This window comes from Streptomyces sp. S186 (assembly GCF_051603415.1).
GTDB lineage: Bacteria > Actinomycetota > Actinomycetes > Streptomycetales > Streptomycetaceae > Streptomyces.
In genome coordinates this window covers 975514-994698 of record NZ_CP193932.1, presented here as the reverse complement: position 1 = coordinate 994698, position 19185 = coordinate 975514, and the positions used below count along the sequence as shown (strand labels likewise).

The 19185-nt window shown below is 71.3% G+C and carries 12 protein-coding genes; 6 read left to right on the top strand and 6 right to left on the bottom strand.

Annotated features, from left to right (window positions below; genetic code table 11):
* The first annotated feature begins 77 nt into the window (after positions 1-77).
* The 6 genes from ACRAS8_RS04420 (at position 78) to ACRAS8_RS04395 (ending at position 6644) form a co-directional block, all read left to right on the top strand.
* Positions 78-1820, top strand: coding sequence for an ABC transporter substrate-binding protein (locus tag ACRAS8_RS04420; protein WP_438484448.1), 1743 nt, complete (start codon positions 78-80; stop codon positions 1818-1820).
* Between the two features lie 12 nt (positions 1821-1832).
* Positions 1833-2780 (top strand): ABC transporter permease, encoded by a 948-nt coding sequence (locus ACRAS8_RS04415; protein ID WP_438484447.1) that lies wholly within the window; start codon positions 1833-1835, stop codon positions 2778-2780.
* Positions 2777-3763 (top strand): ABC transporter permease, encoded by a 987-nt coding sequence (locus ACRAS8_RS04410; RefSeq protein ID WP_438484446.1) that lies wholly within the window; start codon positions 2777-2779, stop codon positions 3761-3763. The genes ACRAS8_RS04415 and ACRAS8_RS04410 overlap by 4 nt, the downstream gene beginning before the upstream one ends.
* Positions 3763-4767, top strand: a complete 1005-nt coding sequence (locus tag ACRAS8_RS04405) for an ABC transporter ATP-binding protein (RefSeq protein ID WP_438484445.1) — start codon at positions 3763-3765, stop codon at positions 4765-4767. Before ACRAS8_RS04410 ends, ACRAS8_RS04405 begins: the two co-directional genes overlap by 1 nt.
* On the top strand, positions 4764-5846 hold the full coding sequence (locus ACRAS8_RS04400; RefSeq protein ID WP_438484444.1) for an ABC transporter ATP-binding protein: 1083 nt from the start codon (positions 4764-4766) through the stop codon (positions 5844-5846). Before ACRAS8_RS04405 ends, ACRAS8_RS04400 begins: the two co-directional genes overlap by 4 nt.
* 87 nt (positions 5847-5933) lie before the next feature.
* Positions 5934-6644 (top strand): SDR family oxidoreductase, encoded by a 711-nt coding sequence (locus tag ACRAS8_RS04395; RefSeq protein WP_438484443.1) that lies wholly within the window; start codon positions 5934-5936, stop codon positions 6642-6644.
* Positions 6645-6776: 132 nt separating this feature from the next.
* Here the strand turns inward: ACRAS8_RS04395 and ACRAS8_RS04390 are convergent, their stop codons facing one another.
* From ACRAS8_RS04390 to ACRAS8_RS04365, 6 genes are all read right to left on the bottom strand, one after another.
* Positions 6777-7472, bottom strand: coding sequence for a formyltransferase family protein (locus ACRAS8_RS04390; RefSeq protein ID WP_438484442.1), 696 nt, complete (start codon positions 7470-7472; stop codon positions 6777-6779).
* A gap of 176 nt (positions 7473-7648) precedes the next feature.
* The gene (locus ACRAS8_RS04385) at positions 7649-7846 is read right to left on the bottom strand and encodes an MbtH family NRPS accessory protein (protein WP_438484441.1); all 198 of its coding nucleotides are present in this window, start codon (positions 7844-7846) and stop codon (positions 7649-7651) included.
* Positions 7846-9084: a cytochrome P450 gene (locus ACRAS8_RS04380; protein ID WP_438484440.1), complete on the bottom strand. Its 1239-nt coding sequence runs from the start codon at positions 9082-9084 to the stop codon at positions 7846-7848. The genes ACRAS8_RS04385 and ACRAS8_RS04380 overlap by 1 nt, the downstream gene beginning before the upstream one ends.
* Positions 9081-10865: a beta-ketoacyl synthase N-terminal-like domain-containing protein gene (locus ACRAS8_RS04375; RefSeq protein WP_438484439.1), complete on the bottom strand. Its 1785-nt coding sequence runs from the start codon at positions 10863-10865 to the stop codon at positions 9081-9083. Before ACRAS8_RS04375 ends, ACRAS8_RS04380 begins: the two co-directional genes overlap by 4 nt.
* A gap of 34 nt (positions 10866-10899) precedes the next feature.
* On the bottom strand, positions 10900-12717 hold the full coding sequence (locus ACRAS8_RS04370; RefSeq protein ID WP_438484438.1) for a non-ribosomal peptide synthetase: 1818 nt from the start codon (positions 12715-12717) through the stop codon (positions 10900-10902).
* Complete coding sequence (locus ACRAS8_RS04365) at positions 12714-18761, bottom strand: acyltransferase domain-containing protein (RefSeq protein ID WP_438484437.1); 6048 nt, start codon at positions 18759-18761, stop codon at positions 12714-12716. Before ACRAS8_RS04365 ends, ACRAS8_RS04370 begins: the two co-directional genes overlap by 4 nt.
* Positions 18762-19185: the final 424 nt, after the last annotated feature.

Genomic DNA, 19185 nt, shown 5'->3' with positions numbered 1-19185 from the left:
TGCAATTTCACATTACTATGTTACCGGTCACACTCCAGCCAGCTCTGGCTGTCCGATCGCTTCCGGAGTGACCACCCATGAACAAGCGCACCTCCACCGCCCTGTCCACCGCCCTGACGGCGGCCCTCCTCCTCGGCACGGCCGGCTGCTCCGGCGGGCGGCAGGCGGACGGCGCCCACGGCAAGAACCTCGCAACGGCCAACAACGGCCGGGTAGTCGGCGGGGTACCGCAGAAGGGCGGGACCCTCACCATCCTGTCCGACCAGGACTTCACCCACCTCGACCCGGCCCGCAACTGGGTGGTCAACGGGATGGACTTCGGGACCCGCCTGCTCTACCGCACCCTGGTGTCGTACAAGGCGGCCCCCGGGACCGCCGGCAGCGAACTGGTCCCCGACCTCGCCACCGACCTCGGCACCCCCTCGGACGGCGCCAGGACCTGGACCTTCCACCTCAAACCAGGGATCAAGTACGAGGACGGGACGCCGATCACCGCCCAGGACATCAAGTACAACGTGGAGCGGTCCTTCTCCCCGGACCTGCCCGGCGGCGCCGACTACGCGGCCCGCTACCTCAAGGACGCCGAGGGCTACCAGGGCCCGGCCGGCGGCAGGCACCTGGACTCCATCAGGACGCCGGACGACCGGACCCTCGTCTTCGAACTCCGCAGGCCCTTCGCCGAGTTCCCCAACGTGACGGTGATGCCCACCTTCGCCCCGGTGCCGAAGACGAAGGACACCGGGCCCCAGTACGACAACCGGCCGTTCTCCTCCGGCCCGTACAAGATCGAGACGTACCAGCGCAACAAGAAGCTGGTCCTGGTCCGCAACACCCACTGGGACCCCGGGACGGACCCGATACGCAAGGCGTACCCGGACAGGCTGGTCATGGTCATGGGGCTGAGAGCCAACCAGATCGACGACCGGATGGTCGCCAGCCGGGGCGCGGACGCCTCCACCGTGCCCTGGTACGCCCTCCGGCCGGAGAGCGCGGGCAAGGTCCTGCCCAGAGCCGACGTCCGCGAACGGCTGCTGGCCGAGTCGACGAACTGCACCGACATGGTGCAGATGCACACCGGCCGGGCCCCCTTCAACGAGGTGAAGGTCCGTCAGGCCGTGCAGTACGCCCTCGACAAGGAGGCCGTGGCCACCTCCTCCGGCGGTCCCGCCTTCAACGACGTGTCCACCGCGTACATGCCCGCCGCGCTCTTCGGCGGCAAACAGCCCGACTCCCTGGGGATCCCCACCACCGGGGACGCGGCCAGGGCCAGGCAGCTGCTGAAAGAGGCCGGCAAGGCGAACGGTTTCACCACCACGATGACCGTCTCCAACGGCGACAAGGGCCGGGCCGAGGCGATCCAGCAGGCGCTCGCCAAGGCCGGCATCAAGGTCACCATAGAAACGGTCGACCCGTCAGCGTTCTACGCCACCATCGGCGACACCGCCCACCGCACCGACATGGTCTACACCGGCTGGTGTCCCGACTACCCGTCCGGCTCCACCTTCCTGCCCTTCGTCTTCGACGGCCGCTACATCAAGGACAAGGGAAACTCCGGCAACCACTCCCTCTTCCGCGACGCTGCGACCATGCGGCGGATGGACGAGATCGCCGCCATGACCGACGCCGGGAAGGCCGCCGCGGCCTGGCGGAAACTGGACGGCGAGATCCTCGCCAAGGCCCCGGCGGTACCCGTGCTGGTGCGGCGCTACCCGCTGGTGGTGGGGACCAACGTCGCGGGCGCATACGGGCAGACGTCCTTCGGCGGCCAGCTCGACTATGCCTCGGTCGGCCTCAAGGACCCCGCCAAGAGCGAAGGCTGAGGGGGCACCGTCATGGCCACCACCTCCACCACATCCACCTACGCCTCCACCGTCGCCCCGGCCGGCAGCGGCCCCTGGCAGCGCGCCTGGGAACAGCTGCGCCGACGCGCCTCCGTGAAGACCGCCCTCGTCGTGATCGCGCTCTTCGCGCTCATGGCGGTGGCCGCCCCGCTGCTGAGCGCGCTGGGCGGCTGGTCACCCGAGGCGTTCGACAAGGCCGCGGTCGACCCCTACCTGGGCGGTCAGCCCATCGGCCCGCTCGGCGGAATCTCCGCCGACCACTGGCTCGGCGTCGAACCCGTCACCGGCCGCGACCTGTTCGCCCGGGTCGTGCACGGCGCCCAGGTCTCCCTGCTCATCGCCTTCACCGCCACCGCGATCGTCGTCGTCGCCGGCACGGCGGCCGGAATCGCGGCCGGCTACTTCGGCGGCCGCACCGACGCGGTGCTCTCCCGGCTGATGGACCTCACCATGTCCTTCCCGTCCCTGATCTTCATGATCGCGATGATGTCGGTGGCCCGGGACGTCAACCGGATCGTGCTGATGACCGCCGTGATCGGGCTCTTCGGCTGGCCCGGCATCGCCCGTGTGGTACGCGGCCAGACGCTCTCGCTCAAGCACCGTGAGTACGTCGACGCCGCCCGCGTCGGCGGCTCCGGCCCCTGGCGGATCCTCACCCGCGAGGTCCTCCCGGGCGTCGCCGGACCCGTCATCGCCTACACCACCCTGATCATCCCGGGGATGATCGCCACCGAGGCGGCGCTGAGCTATCTGGGCGTCGGCGTCCGCCCGCCCACGCCCTCCTGGGGCCAGATGATCGCCGAGAGCGTCGCCTTCTACGACACCGACCCGATGTACTTCGTCATCCCCAGCAGCTGCCTCTTCCTCACCGTGCTCGCGTTCACGCTGCTCGGCGACGCGCTGCGGGACGTCCTGGACCCGAGGGGAAGCCGCACATGATCTCCTACGCCGGCCGCCGGCTGCTCAGTGTGCTCGGCGTCCTGATCGCCGTCGCCGCCATCACCTTCGTCATCTTCTACGTCCTGCCGTCCGACCCGGCGGCCGCGGCCTGCGGCAAGTCGTGCAGCACCGAACGACTGGCGGCGATCCGTGCGCACATGGGTCTCGACCAGCCGCTGTGGCGGCAGTTCACCGACTTCGTCACCGGCATCTTCACCGGCCGCACCATGGGCAGCGGCCAGTACACGCTGCACTGCCACTTCCCGTGCCTGGGCTACTCCTACGAGAACAGCCAGGACGTCTGGGACCTCATGATGGACCGGCTGCCGGTCTCCGCCTCACTGGCCGTCGGCGCCGCCGCGATCTGGCTCGTCCTCGGGCTGTCCGCGGGGGTCGTCGCGGCCCTGCGCAAGGACACCCTCACCGACCGCGCCCTGATGGTCGGTTCCGTGGCCGCCGCCTCGCTGCCGGTCTACTTCACCTCGATGATGCTGATCTACGGGGTGATCCGGATCGCCGGCCTGCTGCCGTACCCGAGTTATGTGTCCTTCGGCGACGACCCGCTGCACTGGGCGTCGAACCTGCTGCTGCCCTGGCTGGCCCTGGCCGTCCTGTACGCGGCCATGTACGCGCGGCAGAGCCGCAGTTCGATGATCGAGACGATGGCGGAACCCTATATCCGCACCGCCCGTGCCAAGGGCCTGCCGTACCGGACCGTCGTGGTCAAACACGGCCTGCGAGCCGGCATGACGCCCATCCTGACCCTCTTCGGCATGGACCTGGGCGGGCTCCTCGCCGGCGCGGTGATCACCGAGTCCCTCTTCGGGCTCCCCGGCGTCGGACGGCTCTTCTACGGTGCGCTCTCCAGCGGCGACCAGCCGGTGATCCTCGGCGTGACGCTGCTGGCGGCCACCTTCATCGTCCTCGCCAACCTGGCCGTCGACCTGCTGTACGCCGTCGTGGACCCACGAGTGAGGTACTGATGAACGCCCCCGAACCCCTCCTCTCCGTACGGGACCTGACGGTCACCTTCGCCACCCCGCGCGGCCCGGTGAGGGCCGTGGACGGCCTCGGCTTCGAGGTACGGCGCGGAGAAACCCTCGGCATCGTCGGCGAGTCCGGCTCCGGCAAGTCCGTCACCTCCCTGGCCGTGATGGGGCTGCACACCGGCGCCTCGGTCAGCGGCTCCCTCAAGCTGGACGGCCGGGAACTGACCGGCCTGGCGGAGCGCGAACTGAACCGGCTGCGCGGCCGGAAGATGGCGATGATCTTCCAGGACCCGCTGTCCGCCCTCCACCCGTACTACACCGTGGGGGAGCAGATAGCCGAGCACCACCGCGTGCACTTCGGCAGCGGCCGGCGAGCCGCCCGCGCGCGTGCCGTGGACGCGCTCGCCGAGGTCGGCATTCCCGAGCCGCGGCGCCGGGCGCGCGACTACCCGCACCAGTTCTCCGGCGGCATGCGTCAGCGCGTGATGATCGCCATGGCCCTGGCCTGCGAACCCGACCTGCTCATCGCGGACGAACCGACCACCGCCCTGGACGTCACCGTCCAGGCACAGATCCTGGAACTCATCGCCCGGATCCAGGAGGAGCGGCAACTCGCCGTCATCATGATCACGCACGACCTCGGTGTGGTCGCCCGCGTCGCCCACGAGGTCCTGGTGATGTACGGGGGCAGAGCCGTCGAACAGGCCGACGTGGACACCCTCTTCGCCACACCGGCCCACCCCTACACCCGCGCCCTGCTCGACTCCCTGCCCCGCCTCGACGACGACGGCGACGAACCTCTACGGGCCATCACCGGCAGCCCGCCCTCCCTGCTCACCCCGGGCCCCGGCTGCGCGTTCGCGCCCCGCTGCCCCCGACTCGCCGACGCCACCGCAGAGGAACGCACGCGCTGCGCGACCGAACGCCCCCTCCTCGACGGCTCGGCCGGCCACCCGGCCGCCTGCCACTTCCCCACGCACGAAGGCGTGACGTCATGACGACCACTGAACCACCCACCGAACCGCCCACTGCACCGACCACCGACCCGACCACCGAACCGTCAACCGAACCCCTCCTATCCGTACGGGACTTGAGCATGACCTTCCCCGGGCGACGGCGGGCCGCTGCCCCGGCCCGGGCCGTCGACGGCGTCACCTTCCAGGTGTCCGCGGGCGAGACGCTGGGACTCGTCGGAGAATCCGGGTGCGGCAAGTCCACCACCGGCCGCCTGATCGTCCGGCTTCTGGAGCCCACCGCCGGATCGGTCACCTACGACGGCCGGGACATCAGCCACCTGTCACAGCGCGAACTCAAGCCGCTCCGCAAGGACCTGCAGATGGTCTTCCAGGACCCGCACTCGTCCCTCAACCCGCGCCAGACGGTGGCCCGGATCATCGCCGACCCCCTCCTGGTGCAGGGCACTCCGGCAGCCGAGGCACGCGGGCGCGCCGCGGAGCTGATGGAGCGGGTGGGGCTCATCCCCGAACACCTCGACCGCTATCCCCACGAGTTCTCCGGCGGCCAGGCACAGCGCATCGGCATCGCCCGCGCCCTGGCCACCGGCCCCCGCCTGGTCGTCGCCGACGAACCCGTCTCCGCCCTCGACGTCTCCGTCCAGGCCCAGGTCGTCAACCTCATGGAGCGGCTGCAGCACGAACTCGGCCTGGCCTACCTCTTCATCGCCCACGACCTGTCGGTCGTCAAGCGGGTGTGCGACCGGGTCGCCGTGATGTACCTGGGCCGGATCGTCGAGATCGGCCCGAAGGCGCAGGTGTACGCGGCCCCGGCGCACCCCTACACGCGCGCGTTGCTGTCCGCCGTCCCGGTGCCCGACCCGGCCGTCGAGCGAGCGCGCGAACGGGTCTCCCTCCTCGGGGAACCTTCCCCGGGCTCCCCGCCCCGCTCGCGCCGGCGAGCCCCCGACGGCCCGGCCGCCCGCCCGCCGGGCTGCGCCCTCCGCCCGCGCTGCCCCAAGGCCCAGGGGATCTGCCGCACGGACACTCCCGCCCTGCTCCCGGTGGAGCCGGGCACGGCCCACCAGGTGGCCTGCCACTTCCCGGACGCGCCCCTGCCCTGACAGCGCCGACAGCGCTGACCGTAAGCTGGGCTGCGTCTCAGCCCACGGCGGGCAACGCCCCAAAGACTGTGGAGGTTTGAAGAGCGGATGCAAGACGTTCTGGTCACCGGCGCGAGCAAGGGCATCGGACTGGCGGTTTCCCGGCGGTTGGCGAAGGCGGGGTACAGGGTCATCGGCGTGGCCCGGAGTGCGCCGGAGGAGGAGTTCCCCGGCACGTTCCTGCGGTGCGATCTCGCCGATGTCGAGGACACCGCGCGCATGCTCAAGGAGGTGACCCGGGAGCGTACGGTGTGCCGGGTGGTCAACAACGCGGGTATCGCCCAGCCACAGCCCATCGAGGAGCTGGACCTGACGGTCATGCAGCAGGTGGTCGACCTGAGCCTGCGTGCTTCGGTCCAGATCGTCCAGGCACTGGTGCCGGGTATGCGTGCGCAGCGGTTCGGCCGGATCGTGAACATCACCTCGCGGGCGACATACGGGGCCAAGGACCGCACGTCCTATGCGGCCGCCAAGAGCGCGCTGGTGGGTTGCACACGCTCGTGGGCGCTGGAACTGGCCCCGGACGGCATCACATCCAACGCGGTGTCGCCCGGCCCGACCGCGACGGAACTGTTCCGCCGCGCGCGGCCGGCCGGCAGCGAGGGCGAGCGACGGGCGATCGCGTCGATCCCGATGGGCCGTCTGGGCACCCCCGACGATGTCGCCGCGGCCGTGGCGTTCCTGCTCTCCGACGAGGCGGGCTTCATCACCGGCCACGTCCTCGACGTCGACGGCGGCAGCAGCCTGGGCGGCCGCTGAAACGACGCGACCTGACGCCCTGTTGGGAACGAACCGTCGCCCGTGTGTGGCTGCCAATCGTGTCGCCGCCGGCGCGGTGGGCCCTGACAGCGCGGTTGGCAACGCGCTGTCAGGGCCCTGGTTGGGTGGGGGTCAGGGGGTGTGGAGGGCCCACTTGTTGCCGGCTACGGGGGTTGTGCCGGGGAGGGCTATGAGTTCGGGTTTGAAGAGTGGGGGTGCGTCCATGGCGGGTTCCCAGGTTGCCAGTTTCTCGTCCTGGGGGACCTCGATGTGCCGGCCCTCGGCGAGGTCGGTGACGACCCGTACCAGCAGGCGCACGCCGAGCGGGGCCAGGTGCTCGCGCCACAGGCTCTGCGCGGTCGAGCCCGGGGGCACGAACAGGTGCTCCTGGGCGGCGATCGGGCCGGCGTCGGTGCGTTCGGTGAGGTGGTAGACGCTCCCGCCCGTCACCTTGTCACCGTCGCGGATCGTCCACCGGATCGCGTCCCGGCCGCGGTGCAACGGCAGCAGGCTGGGGTGATAGCCGATGGTCGCGACGTTGGCCCTGGCGCGGGTCCGGCGGCCGATGAAGGCGTGCGAGTGCGCGGCGACGATGAGGTCCACCCCGTCCGGGATGTGCATCGCGCGCAGCTCGGCCGAATCCGTCCACTGGACGCTCCTGGGGTACGCCCAGGAGCGCAGGCGGTCCCAGGACAGCGCGTTGCTGTCGTCGGAGTGCCCCTTGCGCAGCCGGGGGGCGGCCACGCCCACGATCTGGTGGCCTTCGTCGCACAGGGCCTCCGTGACCTGTACCGCGAATGCTCCTTGTCCTGAAATATAGATCTTCACTCGCGCTCCCGGCGGTCGCTGGTCGGGTGTCTGTTCCGTACGGCTGAGAGAGCGCTCCACCAAGGCACCGGAGCGGCTGAGCGCGGTTCCGGTGTCCAGTGCGTTCTCGCGTGCGGTTCGTCGGTGTCGGGGGCCGGCCGTGTGCGGTGCGGGGCCGGCCCCCGGAGCGGTTCAGTTCAGGGCGTTGGTGTCTCCGCAAGCGTCGTGAAGTGCTGTTCGACGTAGTCGAGGGCGCCGTCGCGGGCGGTGGCGGTGTGGACGACCCGCCAGCCCTCGGGCACCTTCAGGTGCGGCCGCCACAGGGCGTGCTGTCCGCCGGCGTTCGCCACCACCAGCCAGTCGCCCTCGCCGCCGTCGAAGGGGTTGCCGCTCATCAGCCGACCTCTTTCATTCCGGAGTGGTCGGGCCGGAACCGCACCGGCAGCGTGGAGAACCCGGTCAGGAAGTTGGACCGGATGGGCAGCGCCTCGCCGGTCCGCTCGAATCCGGTGGTGAAGTCCCGCAACGCCATGAGCAGTTCGGCGATCTCCACCTTCGCCAGGTACGAGCCGACGCAGAAGTGCGGGCCGTAGCCGAAGGCCATGTGCTTGTTGGGGGTGCGGCCGAGGTCGAACGTCCCGGGCCGGTCGAAGACCCGCTCGTCGCGGTTGCCGGAGGCGTGCCAGAGCGTGACGATCTCGCCCGGTCGCAGCCGTACGCCGTGCAGTTCGGTCTCGCGGACGACGCTGCGCCCGAAGTGCATGGTGGGGGACGCCCAGCGCAGCACCTCGTCCACGGCGGTGTCGATCGCGACCTCACCGTGCTTGAGCCGCCGCCACTGCTCGGGCCGGGCCGCGAGGGTGTGGACGCTGTCGATCATCGTGAGCCGGCTGGTCTCGTCGCCGCCGATGATGAGGCTGTAGCAGTTGAGCACGATGTCCTCGTCGGACAGCGGCACACCGTCGATGGAGCTGCCGACCAGCATGCTGATCACGTCGTCGCCCGGCGACTCGCGCCGCTCCTCGACGATGTCCATGAAGTACATCAGGATCTCGTTGCGGGCCATCTCGGAGTCGACCTCGTCGACGTCCTCGTCGTCGGTCGACAGCGCGGTCTTGGTCAGGCCGAGCAGGTAGTCCCGGTCCTGCTCGGGCACGCCGAGCAGGTTCGAGATCGTGGTCATCGGGATCCGGCCGGCGATCTGCTCCGCGAAGTCGCAGCCGCCGGACTCGACCGCCTCGCGGATCCACTGCCGGGTGTTGATCCGGACCGTCCGCGCGACCTCGTCGAGCACCCTCGGCGAGAGCACCCGCTGCAGGATCTTGCGCAACTCGTGGTGCCGGTGCCCGTCGGTGACGGCCAGCATCCGGCCGGCACCGGCGTCACCGCCGCCGAGCAGGGTGACGAGCACGTTGCCGCGCTCGGAGGTGAAGTGCGCGTCGTCCCGGTAGGTGGCCAGGATGTCCTCGTGGCGGGAGACCACCCAGAACCCCCGGCGGCCGTCGGCCGGCGGGTTCCAGTGCACCGGTGCGGTGTCCCGCAGGTGGCGCCAGAACCCGTCGAGGTCGTGGTCCGCGAACGTGCCGGGGTCGCCCAGGTCCACGGTGTCCAGTGCTGGTGTGGTCACGGTCACCAGTCCGTACGCCAGAGCCGGCGCGGCTGGAACGGGTAGGTGGGCAGCGGCACGCGGTGGCTGGCCTCCCCCTGGTGCAGGGAGCCGAAGTCCACCCGCTCGCCGTTCACCCAGGCCGCGGCGAGGTCGAACAGCGCCGGTCCGTCCTGGCCGGACGGCACGATGCCGTCGTCGTTGCGGCGGAGGGCGGCCGCGTCCACCTTCGGTGCGGCGCCGGTCGCGGCGGTCAGGCCGCGGGGGGCGTCGGCGGAGAGCGCCTCGATCAGCTCGGCGCGGCTGCGGACCACGGCCGCCCACCGGCGACCCATCACCTTGCGGCCCAGGTTGAGGCTGTAGCAGACGTCGTCGAGGCGCAGGTCGGGGTTGGCCACCAGCCAGTCCTTGAGCCGTGCGCGCTGACGCGCCAGGGCCTCGTCGTCCAGCGCGGACAGCGTGGCCAGTCGCGGCCGGCCGACGGTCTCGGGGGTACGCGCGGCGAGGGTCGGCGGCTCCTCCAGCACCAGGTGCGCGTTGTAGCCGCCGCCACCGATCGCCGTGGCGCCCGCGCGGCGGATGCCGGACTCCGGTTCCCAGTCGGCGAGTTCGAGCTGTGGCACGAACGGGGTGCTGGGGAAGTCGATGTCCGCGTTGACCTCCGTCAGGTTGATCGTCGGTGCCAGCTTCTTGTGGTAGAGCGCCAGCGCGGCCTTCGCGGCACCGAAGCCGCCCGCCACCACACCGCCGTGGCCGACGTTGCCCTTGACCCCGCCGATCGAGCAGGTGCTGGTCTGCTTGCCGAACGCCATGCTCACGGCGTGCACTTCGAGCTCGTCGGTCATCGGCAGACCGAGGCCGTTGGCCTCGTACATGGACACCGTGTCCGGGGTGACGCCGCCGACCTCCATGGCGTTGGCGATGCACGCGCTCAGCCGCTCGGGCTGGGCCAGACCGTAGGCCACCGCGCTGACGCCGTTGTTGTTGATGGCCGAACCCTTGATCACGGCGTAGATGTGGTCGCGGGCGGCGACGGCTTCGGCCAGCGGCTTCAGCAGCATCGTGACGACACCGCTGGAGAGCACGGCGCCGGTGCCGTTGGCGTCGAACGGGCGGGTGTGGCCGTCCTTGGACAGGATGCGGTTCTCCTCCCACAGATGGCCCCGCGGGTGCGGCAGGCGGACCATCGCGCCACCGGCTATCGCCATGTCGGTCTGGCCGAGCAGCAGCGACTGGCAGGCCAGGTGCACCGCGTAGTGGAAGCCGGCGCAGGCGGTGGTGACGGTGACGGCCTCACCGGTCAGCCCCAGGTAGTACAGCGCGTTGGACGTCATGGTGTCCGGCGACCAGGCCAGGCCGTGCTCGATCGCCTCGGGGCCGACCGACACCCGGTCCGGCGGAGAGCTGTAGAGGGCGGCGGTCTGCGGGTTGTTGGCGCCGTAGATGCCCACCTCGCCCCCGACCCGGTCCGGGTCGTAGCCGCCGTCCTCCAGCGCCTCCCAGGCACTCTCCACGAACAGCCGGTTCTCCGGGGTCATCGCGGCCGCCATCCGGTCGCTGATGCCGAACACCGACGGATCGAACGCGTCGTACCCGTCGAGCACGCCGCAGGCCGGCACGTAGAACGGGTTGTTGATCAGCGTCTCGTCGACGTTGATCTCGTCCTTGGACAGGAACCGCACGGACTCCCTGCCGTGTACGAGGTTGTCCCAGAACTGTTCCTTGGTGCGGGCACCGGGCGACTTGCACGCCATGCCGATGACGGCCACGTCGCCCGGGTCGTAGTCCTGCTCCGGACTGTCGGACATGAAAGGCTCCTGCTCAAGTGGGGTGGGTGGGGACTCAGTTGCCGGTGGAGGCGGTGCGGCCGCGCAGCGCGGCGCGGCGGACGCTGCCGCGGCGGCGGGCCGACTGGACCATCTCGGGGGCGGCGCCGCTCTCGTCGTCGAGCCAGCGGCCGAGGGAGTGGATGTCCCGGAAGCTGAAGAGGTCGGGCACCCGGACGCGGCGGTCGAACCGCCGGGTCATCAGTCTGGCCAGCCGGACCAGCAGCAGCGAGTCGCCGCCGAGGTCGTAGAAGGCGGCCCGGACATCGATGCCCGCCGGTTCGAGGTTGAGCAGCTGGCCCCAGATCTCCGACAGCGCCACCTCGGTGGGCGTGCCGGCGGCCGTCACGGGGCCGGTGTCGGCGGCCGGCGGCTCGGGAAGCGCGGCGCGGTCGAGCTTGCCGCCCGGCCCCAGCGGAAGCGCGGCCAGGAACACGATCGCGTCGGGCACCATGTACTCGGGCAGCTCGGCGGCGAGCTTGCCGGCGATGGTGGACTGGAGCCCGGCGTCCAGCCAGACACCGTCCCGGGTGTCGCCCTCGGGCACGGCATAGCCGATGAGCCTGCGGCCCTGGACGACGGCGGCGGCTTCCCGGACCTCGGGGCAGCCGGTCAGCCGGGCCTCGACCTCCTCCAGCTCGATGCGGTGGCCGCGCACCTTGACCTGGTTGTCGGTGCGCCCGACGAACTCCAGCTCACCGCCGTCCGTCAGCTGGACGACGTCGCCGGTGCGGTACATGCGTTCGCCGTCCAGGAACGGGTCCGGGACGAACCGTTCGGCGGTGGTGCGCGGCCGGTTGACATAGCCGGGCGCCAGGCCCGCGCCGCCGAGGTACAGCTCACCGGGCACGCCGGCCGGCAGCGGTTGGAGGTTCTCGTCGAGCACATAGACCCGGGCGCCGGCCGACGGCGGGCCGATCGTGGGCTCACCGGCGCCGTCCCTCGGCACCGGACCGAAGGTGCAGAAGACGGTCCCCTCGGTGGGCCCGTAGGCGTTGAAGACCCGGTCGGCGCCGGTCTCCTGGTACACCCGGTCCACCAGCTTGCGCCGCAGCGGCTCGCCGCCGAACACGACCGTGCGCAGGTTCGGGGGCAGGCCGCCGGCATCGAGCAGGCTGTTCATCACCGACGGGATGGCGTGGAGATGGGTGATCCGGTCCACGTGCGGACTCTCGGGCAGATGGACGGCGCTCTCCACGAGGACGACGGCGCCGCCCCGGCACAGCGCGGGGAAGATCTCCATCACCGACATGTCGAAGCAGATCGAGGCGGCCGCGGAGACGCCGCTGCGGTCGCAGCCGTCGAGCACCTGGTCCATCGCGTCCAGCATGGCGACGCAGCCGCTGTGCCGGATGGCCACGCCCTTGGGCCGGCCGGTGGAGCCCGAGGTGTAGATCACGTACGCGGTGTCGGCGGGCACGACCGGTACGGGCTGCTCGCCGGGCTCGGTCTTGACGGTGCCGTCCAGCACGACCACGGTCGGGCCGGCCGGGCAGTTGGCCCGGGAGGCGGGCGTGGTCAGCAGCAGGCGGGTCCCGCTGTCCCGGACCATGAGGTCCAGCCGCTCGGTCGGATACCTCGGGTCCAGCGGCACATAGCAGGAGCCGGCGCCGAGGATGGCCAGGAGGCCGACGAGCAGGTCGGGGGTGCGCTCGATGCAGAGGCCGACCGGGACGCCGGGGCCGGCGCCCTCGGCGACCAGCCGTTCGGCCAGCGCGCGGGACCGCTCGTTCAGCTCGCGGTAGGTCAGGTCGCCGGCGTCGGCGTGGACCGCGGTGGCGTCGGGCCGTTTCTCGGCCTGTGCGACGAACTCGGTGTACAGGGTCTGGGTCACTGGTCCGTCTCCTCAAAACGGCCGCCCGGCGTGATCTCGTCGAGTGCCAGGTCGGGTTGGGCGATCGAGTCGAAGAGCACGGTGCGGTAGAGCGTGAGCAGTGCCGTCACGGTCTGCTTCTCCAGGTAGCTCGGTTTGTACTGGACGTGGCCGACCACCTCGCCGGAGACCTCGGCCATGGAGATCTCCAGGTCGAACTTGGCGAGGTGCCTGCGTACGGGCAGCGGCTCCAGCGGCAGGGCGCTGTCGGGTGCGAGGGTGTCGCCGATGCCGTGGAAGAGCTTGACGGAGCGCGGGAAGGCGTCCGCGGACAGCCAGTTCACGACCACGTCGAACCACGGCGAGCGGCCCTCGGCCCGCGGCGGCTTCAGCGTCGAGGCCAGCAGGTCGAGGGGGTAGTTCATGTGCTCCAGCAGGCCGAGCGCGAACGCGTGGACCTCGCGCAGCAGGTCGCGGAAGCTGCGGTCGCCGGCGGGCTTGGCGCGCACCAGCACCGTGTTCAGGTAGTAGCCGATGGCGGACTCCCAGCCGGCCTCGCCGCGTTGGGCGATGGCGGTGGCCAGCACGGAGTCCTCGACGCCGGCCGCGCGGTTGAGGGTGGCGAAGAAGCCGGCCAGTACGACGGTGCTGAGCGAGACGCCCTCGCGCACCGCGAACTCCCGGAGCCGGCGGGTCTCCTCGGCGCTCCAGCGGAACGTGAGGTCGCGGCCCTCGTAGGTGACGCCGGGCGGGCGCTCCTTGGTGGACAGGTCGAGGTGGGCGGGCGGATCGGCCAGTTCCCGCGACCACCAGTCCAGTGCCGCGTCGGCCGCCGGGCCGGCCAGCCACTGCCGCTCCCACTCGACGAACTCCGTGTAGGGCGCGACCGGCTCGCTGCCGGCGGGGTCGGCACCCTCGTAGAACTCCTGGAGTTCGCGGATCATCACGTCGGCCGACGCCGCGTCCGAGGCGATGTGGTGCACGAGCACCAGCAGGTAGTGGTCCGCCGGACCACGCGTCATCAGCACCACCCGCACCAGTGGCCCGTTGTCCACGTCCAGCGGCTGGTGACCGTACTCGGCGAGTTCCTCGCGGGCCTGTTCGTCGTCCAGGTCCGTGCTGTCCACGACGAGGAATTCGTACAGCGGCTCGTCCAGGATGACCTGGCGCGGGACGCCGCCGGCCTCGACGAAGACCGTGCGCAGCGCCGGATGCCGCTCCATGACGGCCCGCACGGCGCGGTCGAGGGCGTCCTCGTCGACCGCGGTCCGGACCCGGGCGGCCACCATGAAGTTGTAGGGCACGGCGTCCGGGTCGACCTGCTGCATGAACCACAGCGAGACCTGGCCGTGCGACGCCGGCGCCAGTGCGAAGCCGAGACCGTCGGCGCGCAGCTGGTCGAGCGCCGGTGCCTCGGTGGGTTCCAGCAGACCGCGCGCGGCCAGTTCGTCCACCAGCTCCTCGGCGTCCAGCTCGGTCAGGTCGTCGAGGAGGTTCCGTACCGGCCGGTCTGTGGGTGCGGGCACCGGTGCCGGCGGGGCCTGCGCGGCCGGTGCCGGTGCCGGTTCGGCCGCCGGGGTCGCGGTGCTGGTCGCGGCCGGCCGGCCGACGGTCTCGACGATGTGGTCGACGAGCTCGGGGAGGGGCCGGCCGTCGAGGAACACCACCGGCGACACGCGCTGCCCGAACAGCGACTGCAACCTGTTGACCAGGCGGATCGCCAGCATCGAGTCCAGTCCGAAGTCGCGCAGGCTCGCGCCTTCGCCGAACCTGTCCTGCGGCACGCCGAGCGCGTCGGAGATCTCGTCGAGGACGATGTCCGCCGTCGACCTGTTTTCCACGGTTTCCACGTCTGTGACCACGGGCCCGGCCACCGTCGCCGGCGCGGCCACCGTCTCGGCGACCGGTGCCGGCGCGGCCTCGACCCGCGGCCTGGTATCGGTGTCGATCCAGTAGCGGTCCTTCTGCCACTGCACCAGCGGCGTCTCCACGACCTCGACGTCGTCGGCGAACAGTGAGTCGAAGGTCAGCGGGATGCCCCGGACGTACAGCGACGCGGCGGCCCCCAGCAGGCAGCGGCGGTCGCTCTCGTCGCGCCGCAGGGAGTTGACCGCGTGCACCCGGGCACCACGGGTCAGTGCGATCTCCTCGACCGCGCCGCGCAGCGTCTCGTGCGGGCCGATCTCGACGAAGGTGCCGACGCCGTCCTCGCTCAGCGCGGCGACGGTCTCGGCGAACCGGACCTGGTTGCGCAGGTTGTGCACCCAGTAGTCGACGTCGGCGACCGGGTTCACCGTGTCGGCCAGTGCCGTGGAGTAGAAGTCGATGCTGCCGGTCAGCGGGGTGATGCCGGCGATCCGTTCGCGCAGCGGCTCGATGAGCGGGTCCATGCCCGGGCTGTGCACGGGCCGTTCCACCCGGATGTTCCGGGTCGAGATCCCGTCCCGCCGGAGGTCCGCCTCCAGGGCGCGGACGGCCTCGGGTGAACCGGAGACCGCCGCGCTGGTGGGGCTGTTGACCACGGCGATCGCCGCATGCTCGGCGTACGGGGCGAGCCTGGGCAGCAGCTCCTGCTCCGGCAGGTCGACCGAGATCATCGCGCCCGGGGCCGCCTTCCGTTCGAGCAGATGCGACCGGGCGACCACGACGCGCGCGGCGTCCTCCAGCGACAGCAGGCCGGCGACACACGCGGCCGCGACCTCGCCCAGGCTGTGCCCGACGACGGCGGCCGGCTGGACCCCGAGTTCGAGCCAGACCTTCGCCAGCGAGACCTGCAGGGCGAACAGGACCGGCTGCTGGAAGTCCATCTCCTCGAACCTGGCCTGCTCGGCCGGGGCGGCGAGCTGGTCCAGCACCGAGCAGCCGCCGGCGGCGCGCACGGCGGCGTCACAGGCGTGCATCCAGGTGCGGAAGCCGGTGTGCCAGTCCATCAGCTCCCGGCCCATGCCGACCCACTGCGTGCCGCCGCCGGAGAACACCAGCGCCACCCGCCGGTCGCTGTTGCCGACGACCGTGCCCGTGACGACATCGGGGTGCGGCCGACCGGCGGCGACCCGGGCGAGGCCGTCCAGGACGTCCTGCCGGTTGCGGGCGAACAGCGCCACCCGGTGGTTCTGCGGGGTACGCCGGGTCGCGAGCGTGTAGGCGAGGTCGGAGACCCGCAGGCCCGCATCGCGTTCGACATGGTTGGACAGCTCACGGCAGGTGTCGGCCAGCGCGGCCGCCGAGTGCGCCGTGACGGGTACGAGGTGCAGCTGCTCGTCGGCCGCGGGCCCGCCCTGGGCCGGCGTGACGTGCCGGCCCCGGTCGCCCGCGAGGAACGGGCTCGCCGTGACGGGGTGGCCGGCGGCGTACAGCGCGCCGAGCGAGCCCAGCAGCGTCGAGGCTTCGTCGGACCCGCGCCGCAGCGACGGCAGAGTGGTCGCCGGCAGGATCTCGCCCACGGACTTGAGCAGGACGGGATGCGGGCTGAGTTCCACCACCGCGTCGATGTCGTGGTCGCGCAGGGCGGTCAGGGCGTCGACCACCCGGATCTCCCGGCGCAGGTTGTCCGCCCAGTAGTCAGGACCGAGCTCCGCGCCGTCGACGAGCTCGCCGGTGACCGTCGAGATCATCGGGATGCGCGTGGACTGGGGCGCGAGGCCGGCGAGTTCGACCTTCAGCGGGCCGAGGACGTGGTCGACCAGCGGCGAGTGCGGAGCGTGGCCCATCCGCACCCGATGGGTGGTCAGGCCCTCCTCGGTCAGCCGCTGGACGAGTCCGTCGATCTCCTCCGGGGTGCCGGTGACCAGCGTGGAGTTCAGACCGTTGTGGCCGGACACCGTCAACTGACCGGTCAGATACGGCTCGACGGCGTCCGCACCGGTCGTGACGACGATGCCCTCGCCGCGTCCGACGGCCAGCTGCTGGAGGAGCCGGCCGTGGCAGGCGGCCAGACGGGAGGCGTCCTCGAAGTCGAGGGCACCGGCGATGTGGGAGGCCGCGAACTCACCGACGCTCTGTCCCACGACGACGTCCGGCTCCACCCCCAGCGAGCGCCAGGCGTCGGTGAGGGCCACCTGCATGCAGAACAGCAGCGGCTGGAAGACGTCCATGTCGTCGATGCGGCCGTCGGGCGCCAGCAGCTGGTCGACGAGCGAGAAGCCCAGCAGCTCCCGCATCCGCTTGTCCGAGCGCATCATGGACCGCCGGAACACGGGCATCCCGGCGAGCAGCTGCCGGCCCATGCCCACCCACTGCGAGCCGTTGCCCGAGAACAGGAACGCCACCCGGGGCCGGCGTCCGGTCTTCTCCCCGACACTCAGCCCGGCGGCCGTGGTGCCGGCGGCGAAGGCGTCCAGCTGCGTCCGCAGCTCGCTCATGTCGCGGGCGGCGGCCGCGAGCCGGAACCGGCCGTCGCCGGGCTGCCGCCGGCAGACCGCCCGCAGGTCGCTCTCGTCCCGCAGCGCCAGCGCCTGCTTGGCCAGCGCCTCGGGGGAGTCCTCGGCCAGCAGGACCAACGAGCCCTCGGGGCGGGGAAGTTCCTCGACGGCGACATGGCAGATCGCGCCGCCGAAGCCGAACGAGCTGACGCCGCCGCGGCGCGCGTCGGACCGGCGCGGCCACGCGGTCAGGCGGTCCTGGACGGTCAGGTTGTACTCGTCGAACAGGATCTGCGGGTTCGGGGTGGCGTAGTGCAGGCTCGCCGGCAGCACGCCGTTGCGGATCGACAGCGCGAGTTTGACCAGGCCGACGATGCCGGCCGCCGCCTCCAGGTGCCCGACGTTGGACTTGACCGAGCCGAGCCGCAGCGGCTCCGGACGGTCACCGCCCAGGACCGCGCCGATGGCGTTGGCCTCGATCGGGTCGCCGAGGGGCGTCGCGGAGCCGTGGCACTCGATGTAGTCCACGAGGGACGGTGCGATGCCGGCCCGTCGGTACGCGGTGCGGAGCATCAGCTCCTGCGCCTGGGGGTTGGGCGCGGTCATGCCGTTGCTCAGGCCGTCGTTGTTGGACGAGCTGCCCTTGATCACGCAGTACACCGGCAGCTCGCGCTCCAGCGCCACGCTCAGCGGGGCGAGCACGACGACGCCGGCGCCCTCACCACGGACATAGCCGTTGGCGCGGGCGTCGAACGACTTGCAGCGGCCGTCCGGGGCGAGCGCGCCCATCTGGTCCATGGCGGTGTAGTAGTCCGAGACGAAGCTCAGGTTCACGCCACCGGCCAGCACCAGTTCGCTCTCGCCCAGCCAGATCGACTGGCATCCCACGTGCACCGAGACCAGCGACCCCGCACAGGCGGCGTCGATGGCCATGCTCGGGCCCTGCAGACCGAGGATGTAGGAGACGCGATTGGCGATGATGCCGTCGTGCATGCCGGTCGCGGTGTGCGGGGTGATCTGGCTGTCGGGACCGCGATAGTGCGCCAACGCGGCGTAGTCGCCCCAGCAGGAGGCCATGAACACGCCGGTGTCGCTGCCGACGAGGCTGAGCGGCGGGATACCCGCGTCCTCCAGCGCCTCCCAGGCCAGCTCCAGCGTCAGGCGCTGCTGCGGGTCCATCTGGACCGCTTCCCGGGGCGAGATGCCGAAGAACAGCGGGTCGAACTGGTCGATGCCGTCGATGAATCCGCCCCAGCGCGCGCTGTCGCGCAGCAGCTCGCGCCGCGCGGCCGGCACCGGGCCGACGGCGTCGCGGCCCTCGGTCAGCATCTGCCAGAACGCGGACGGGTCCGGTCCGCCCGGGAACCGGCAGCCGATGCCCACGATCGCGACGGGCTCGTGCGAGGCCGCCCGGCGTTCGGTGCTCGGGGCGGCGGGCTCCGCGGCGCGTGGACCGTCGACGAGCGCACGGCTCAGCTCGTCGACGGTCGGGTACTGCCACATCCAGGTGACCGGCACTTTCCAGCCGAGGAATTCGGACAACGACGCGGCCAGCGCGGCCGCCTTCACCGATTCCAGGCCGTACTGGTGCATCGGCGCCCAGCGATCCACCGTCTCCTCGGACACGTCCAGCAGCTCGACGACGCGAGAAAGCAGAAAATCTGTTACGGCGCGCACAGTGCGCGGTCCGTGCTCTTGGGGCACTTCGCCTCCTCGGCAGGGCGGATGGAGTGGATGGATCGGATGGAGCGCATGGAGCGCATGGAAAGGGCTGGTAGCGGGTTGCCGCGGGCGGATCGAAGGCGCGGGAAACTCCTTCGACCGGGCAACGGCAGCAGGTACCAAGGGAATTGAGGGGGTGAGAGGATGAGGGGATGGGGGTGAGGGATTGGGGGAAGATGGCTCGGCGCATGCGGCCGTATGCCAGGGCAGTCAGTTCCCGGAAAGCCGGCTGTCCGGGCCCTGGTCCGTCAAATCCGTTCCTCTTGACACCGGGAAGCGGATTGACACCAAGAAGCAGAACCCGACGCGTCACCATCCACGCGAATGTGCCTACGCGCGCCGATGACCAGATGACCAGCGGTTTCGAAGTCTGCCCGAGTGATCGGGGATTCGCGGCTCGCGGTCG

Bases quoted from the DNA above. Each gene is read 5' to 3' on its own strand.
- ACRAS8_RS04420 (WP_438484448.1), top strand. From the start codon at position 78: ATGAACAAGCGCACCTCCACCGCCCTGTCCACCGCCCTGACGGCGGCC.
- ACRAS8_RS04415 (WP_438484447.1), top strand. From the start codon at position 1,833: ATGGCCACCACCTCCACCACATCCACCTACGCCTCCACCGTCGCCCCG.
- ACRAS8_RS04410 (WP_438484446.1), top strand. From the start codon at position 2,777: ATGATCTCCTACGCCGGCCGCCGGCTGCTCAGTGTGCTCGGCGTCCTG.
- ACRAS8_RS04405 (WP_438484445.1), top strand. From the start codon at position 3,763: ATGAACGCCCCCGAACCCCTCCTCTCCGTACGGGACCTGACGGTCACC.
- ACRAS8_RS04400 (WP_438484444.1), top strand. From the start codon at position 4,764: ATGACGACCACTGAACCACCCACCGAACCGCCCACTGCACCGACCACC.
- ACRAS8_RS04395 (WP_438484443.1), top strand. From the start codon at position 5,934: ATGCAAGACGTTCTGGTCACCGGCGCGAGCAAGGGCATCGGACTGGCG.
- ACRAS8_RS04385 (WP_438484441.1), bottom strand. From the start codon at position 7,846: ATGAGCGGCAACCCCTTCGACGGCGGCGAGGGCGACTGGCTGGTGGTG.
- ACRAS8_RS04375 (WP_438484439.1), bottom strand. From the start codon at position 10,865: ATGTCCGACAGTCCGGAGCAGGACTACGACCCGGGCGACGTGGCCGTC.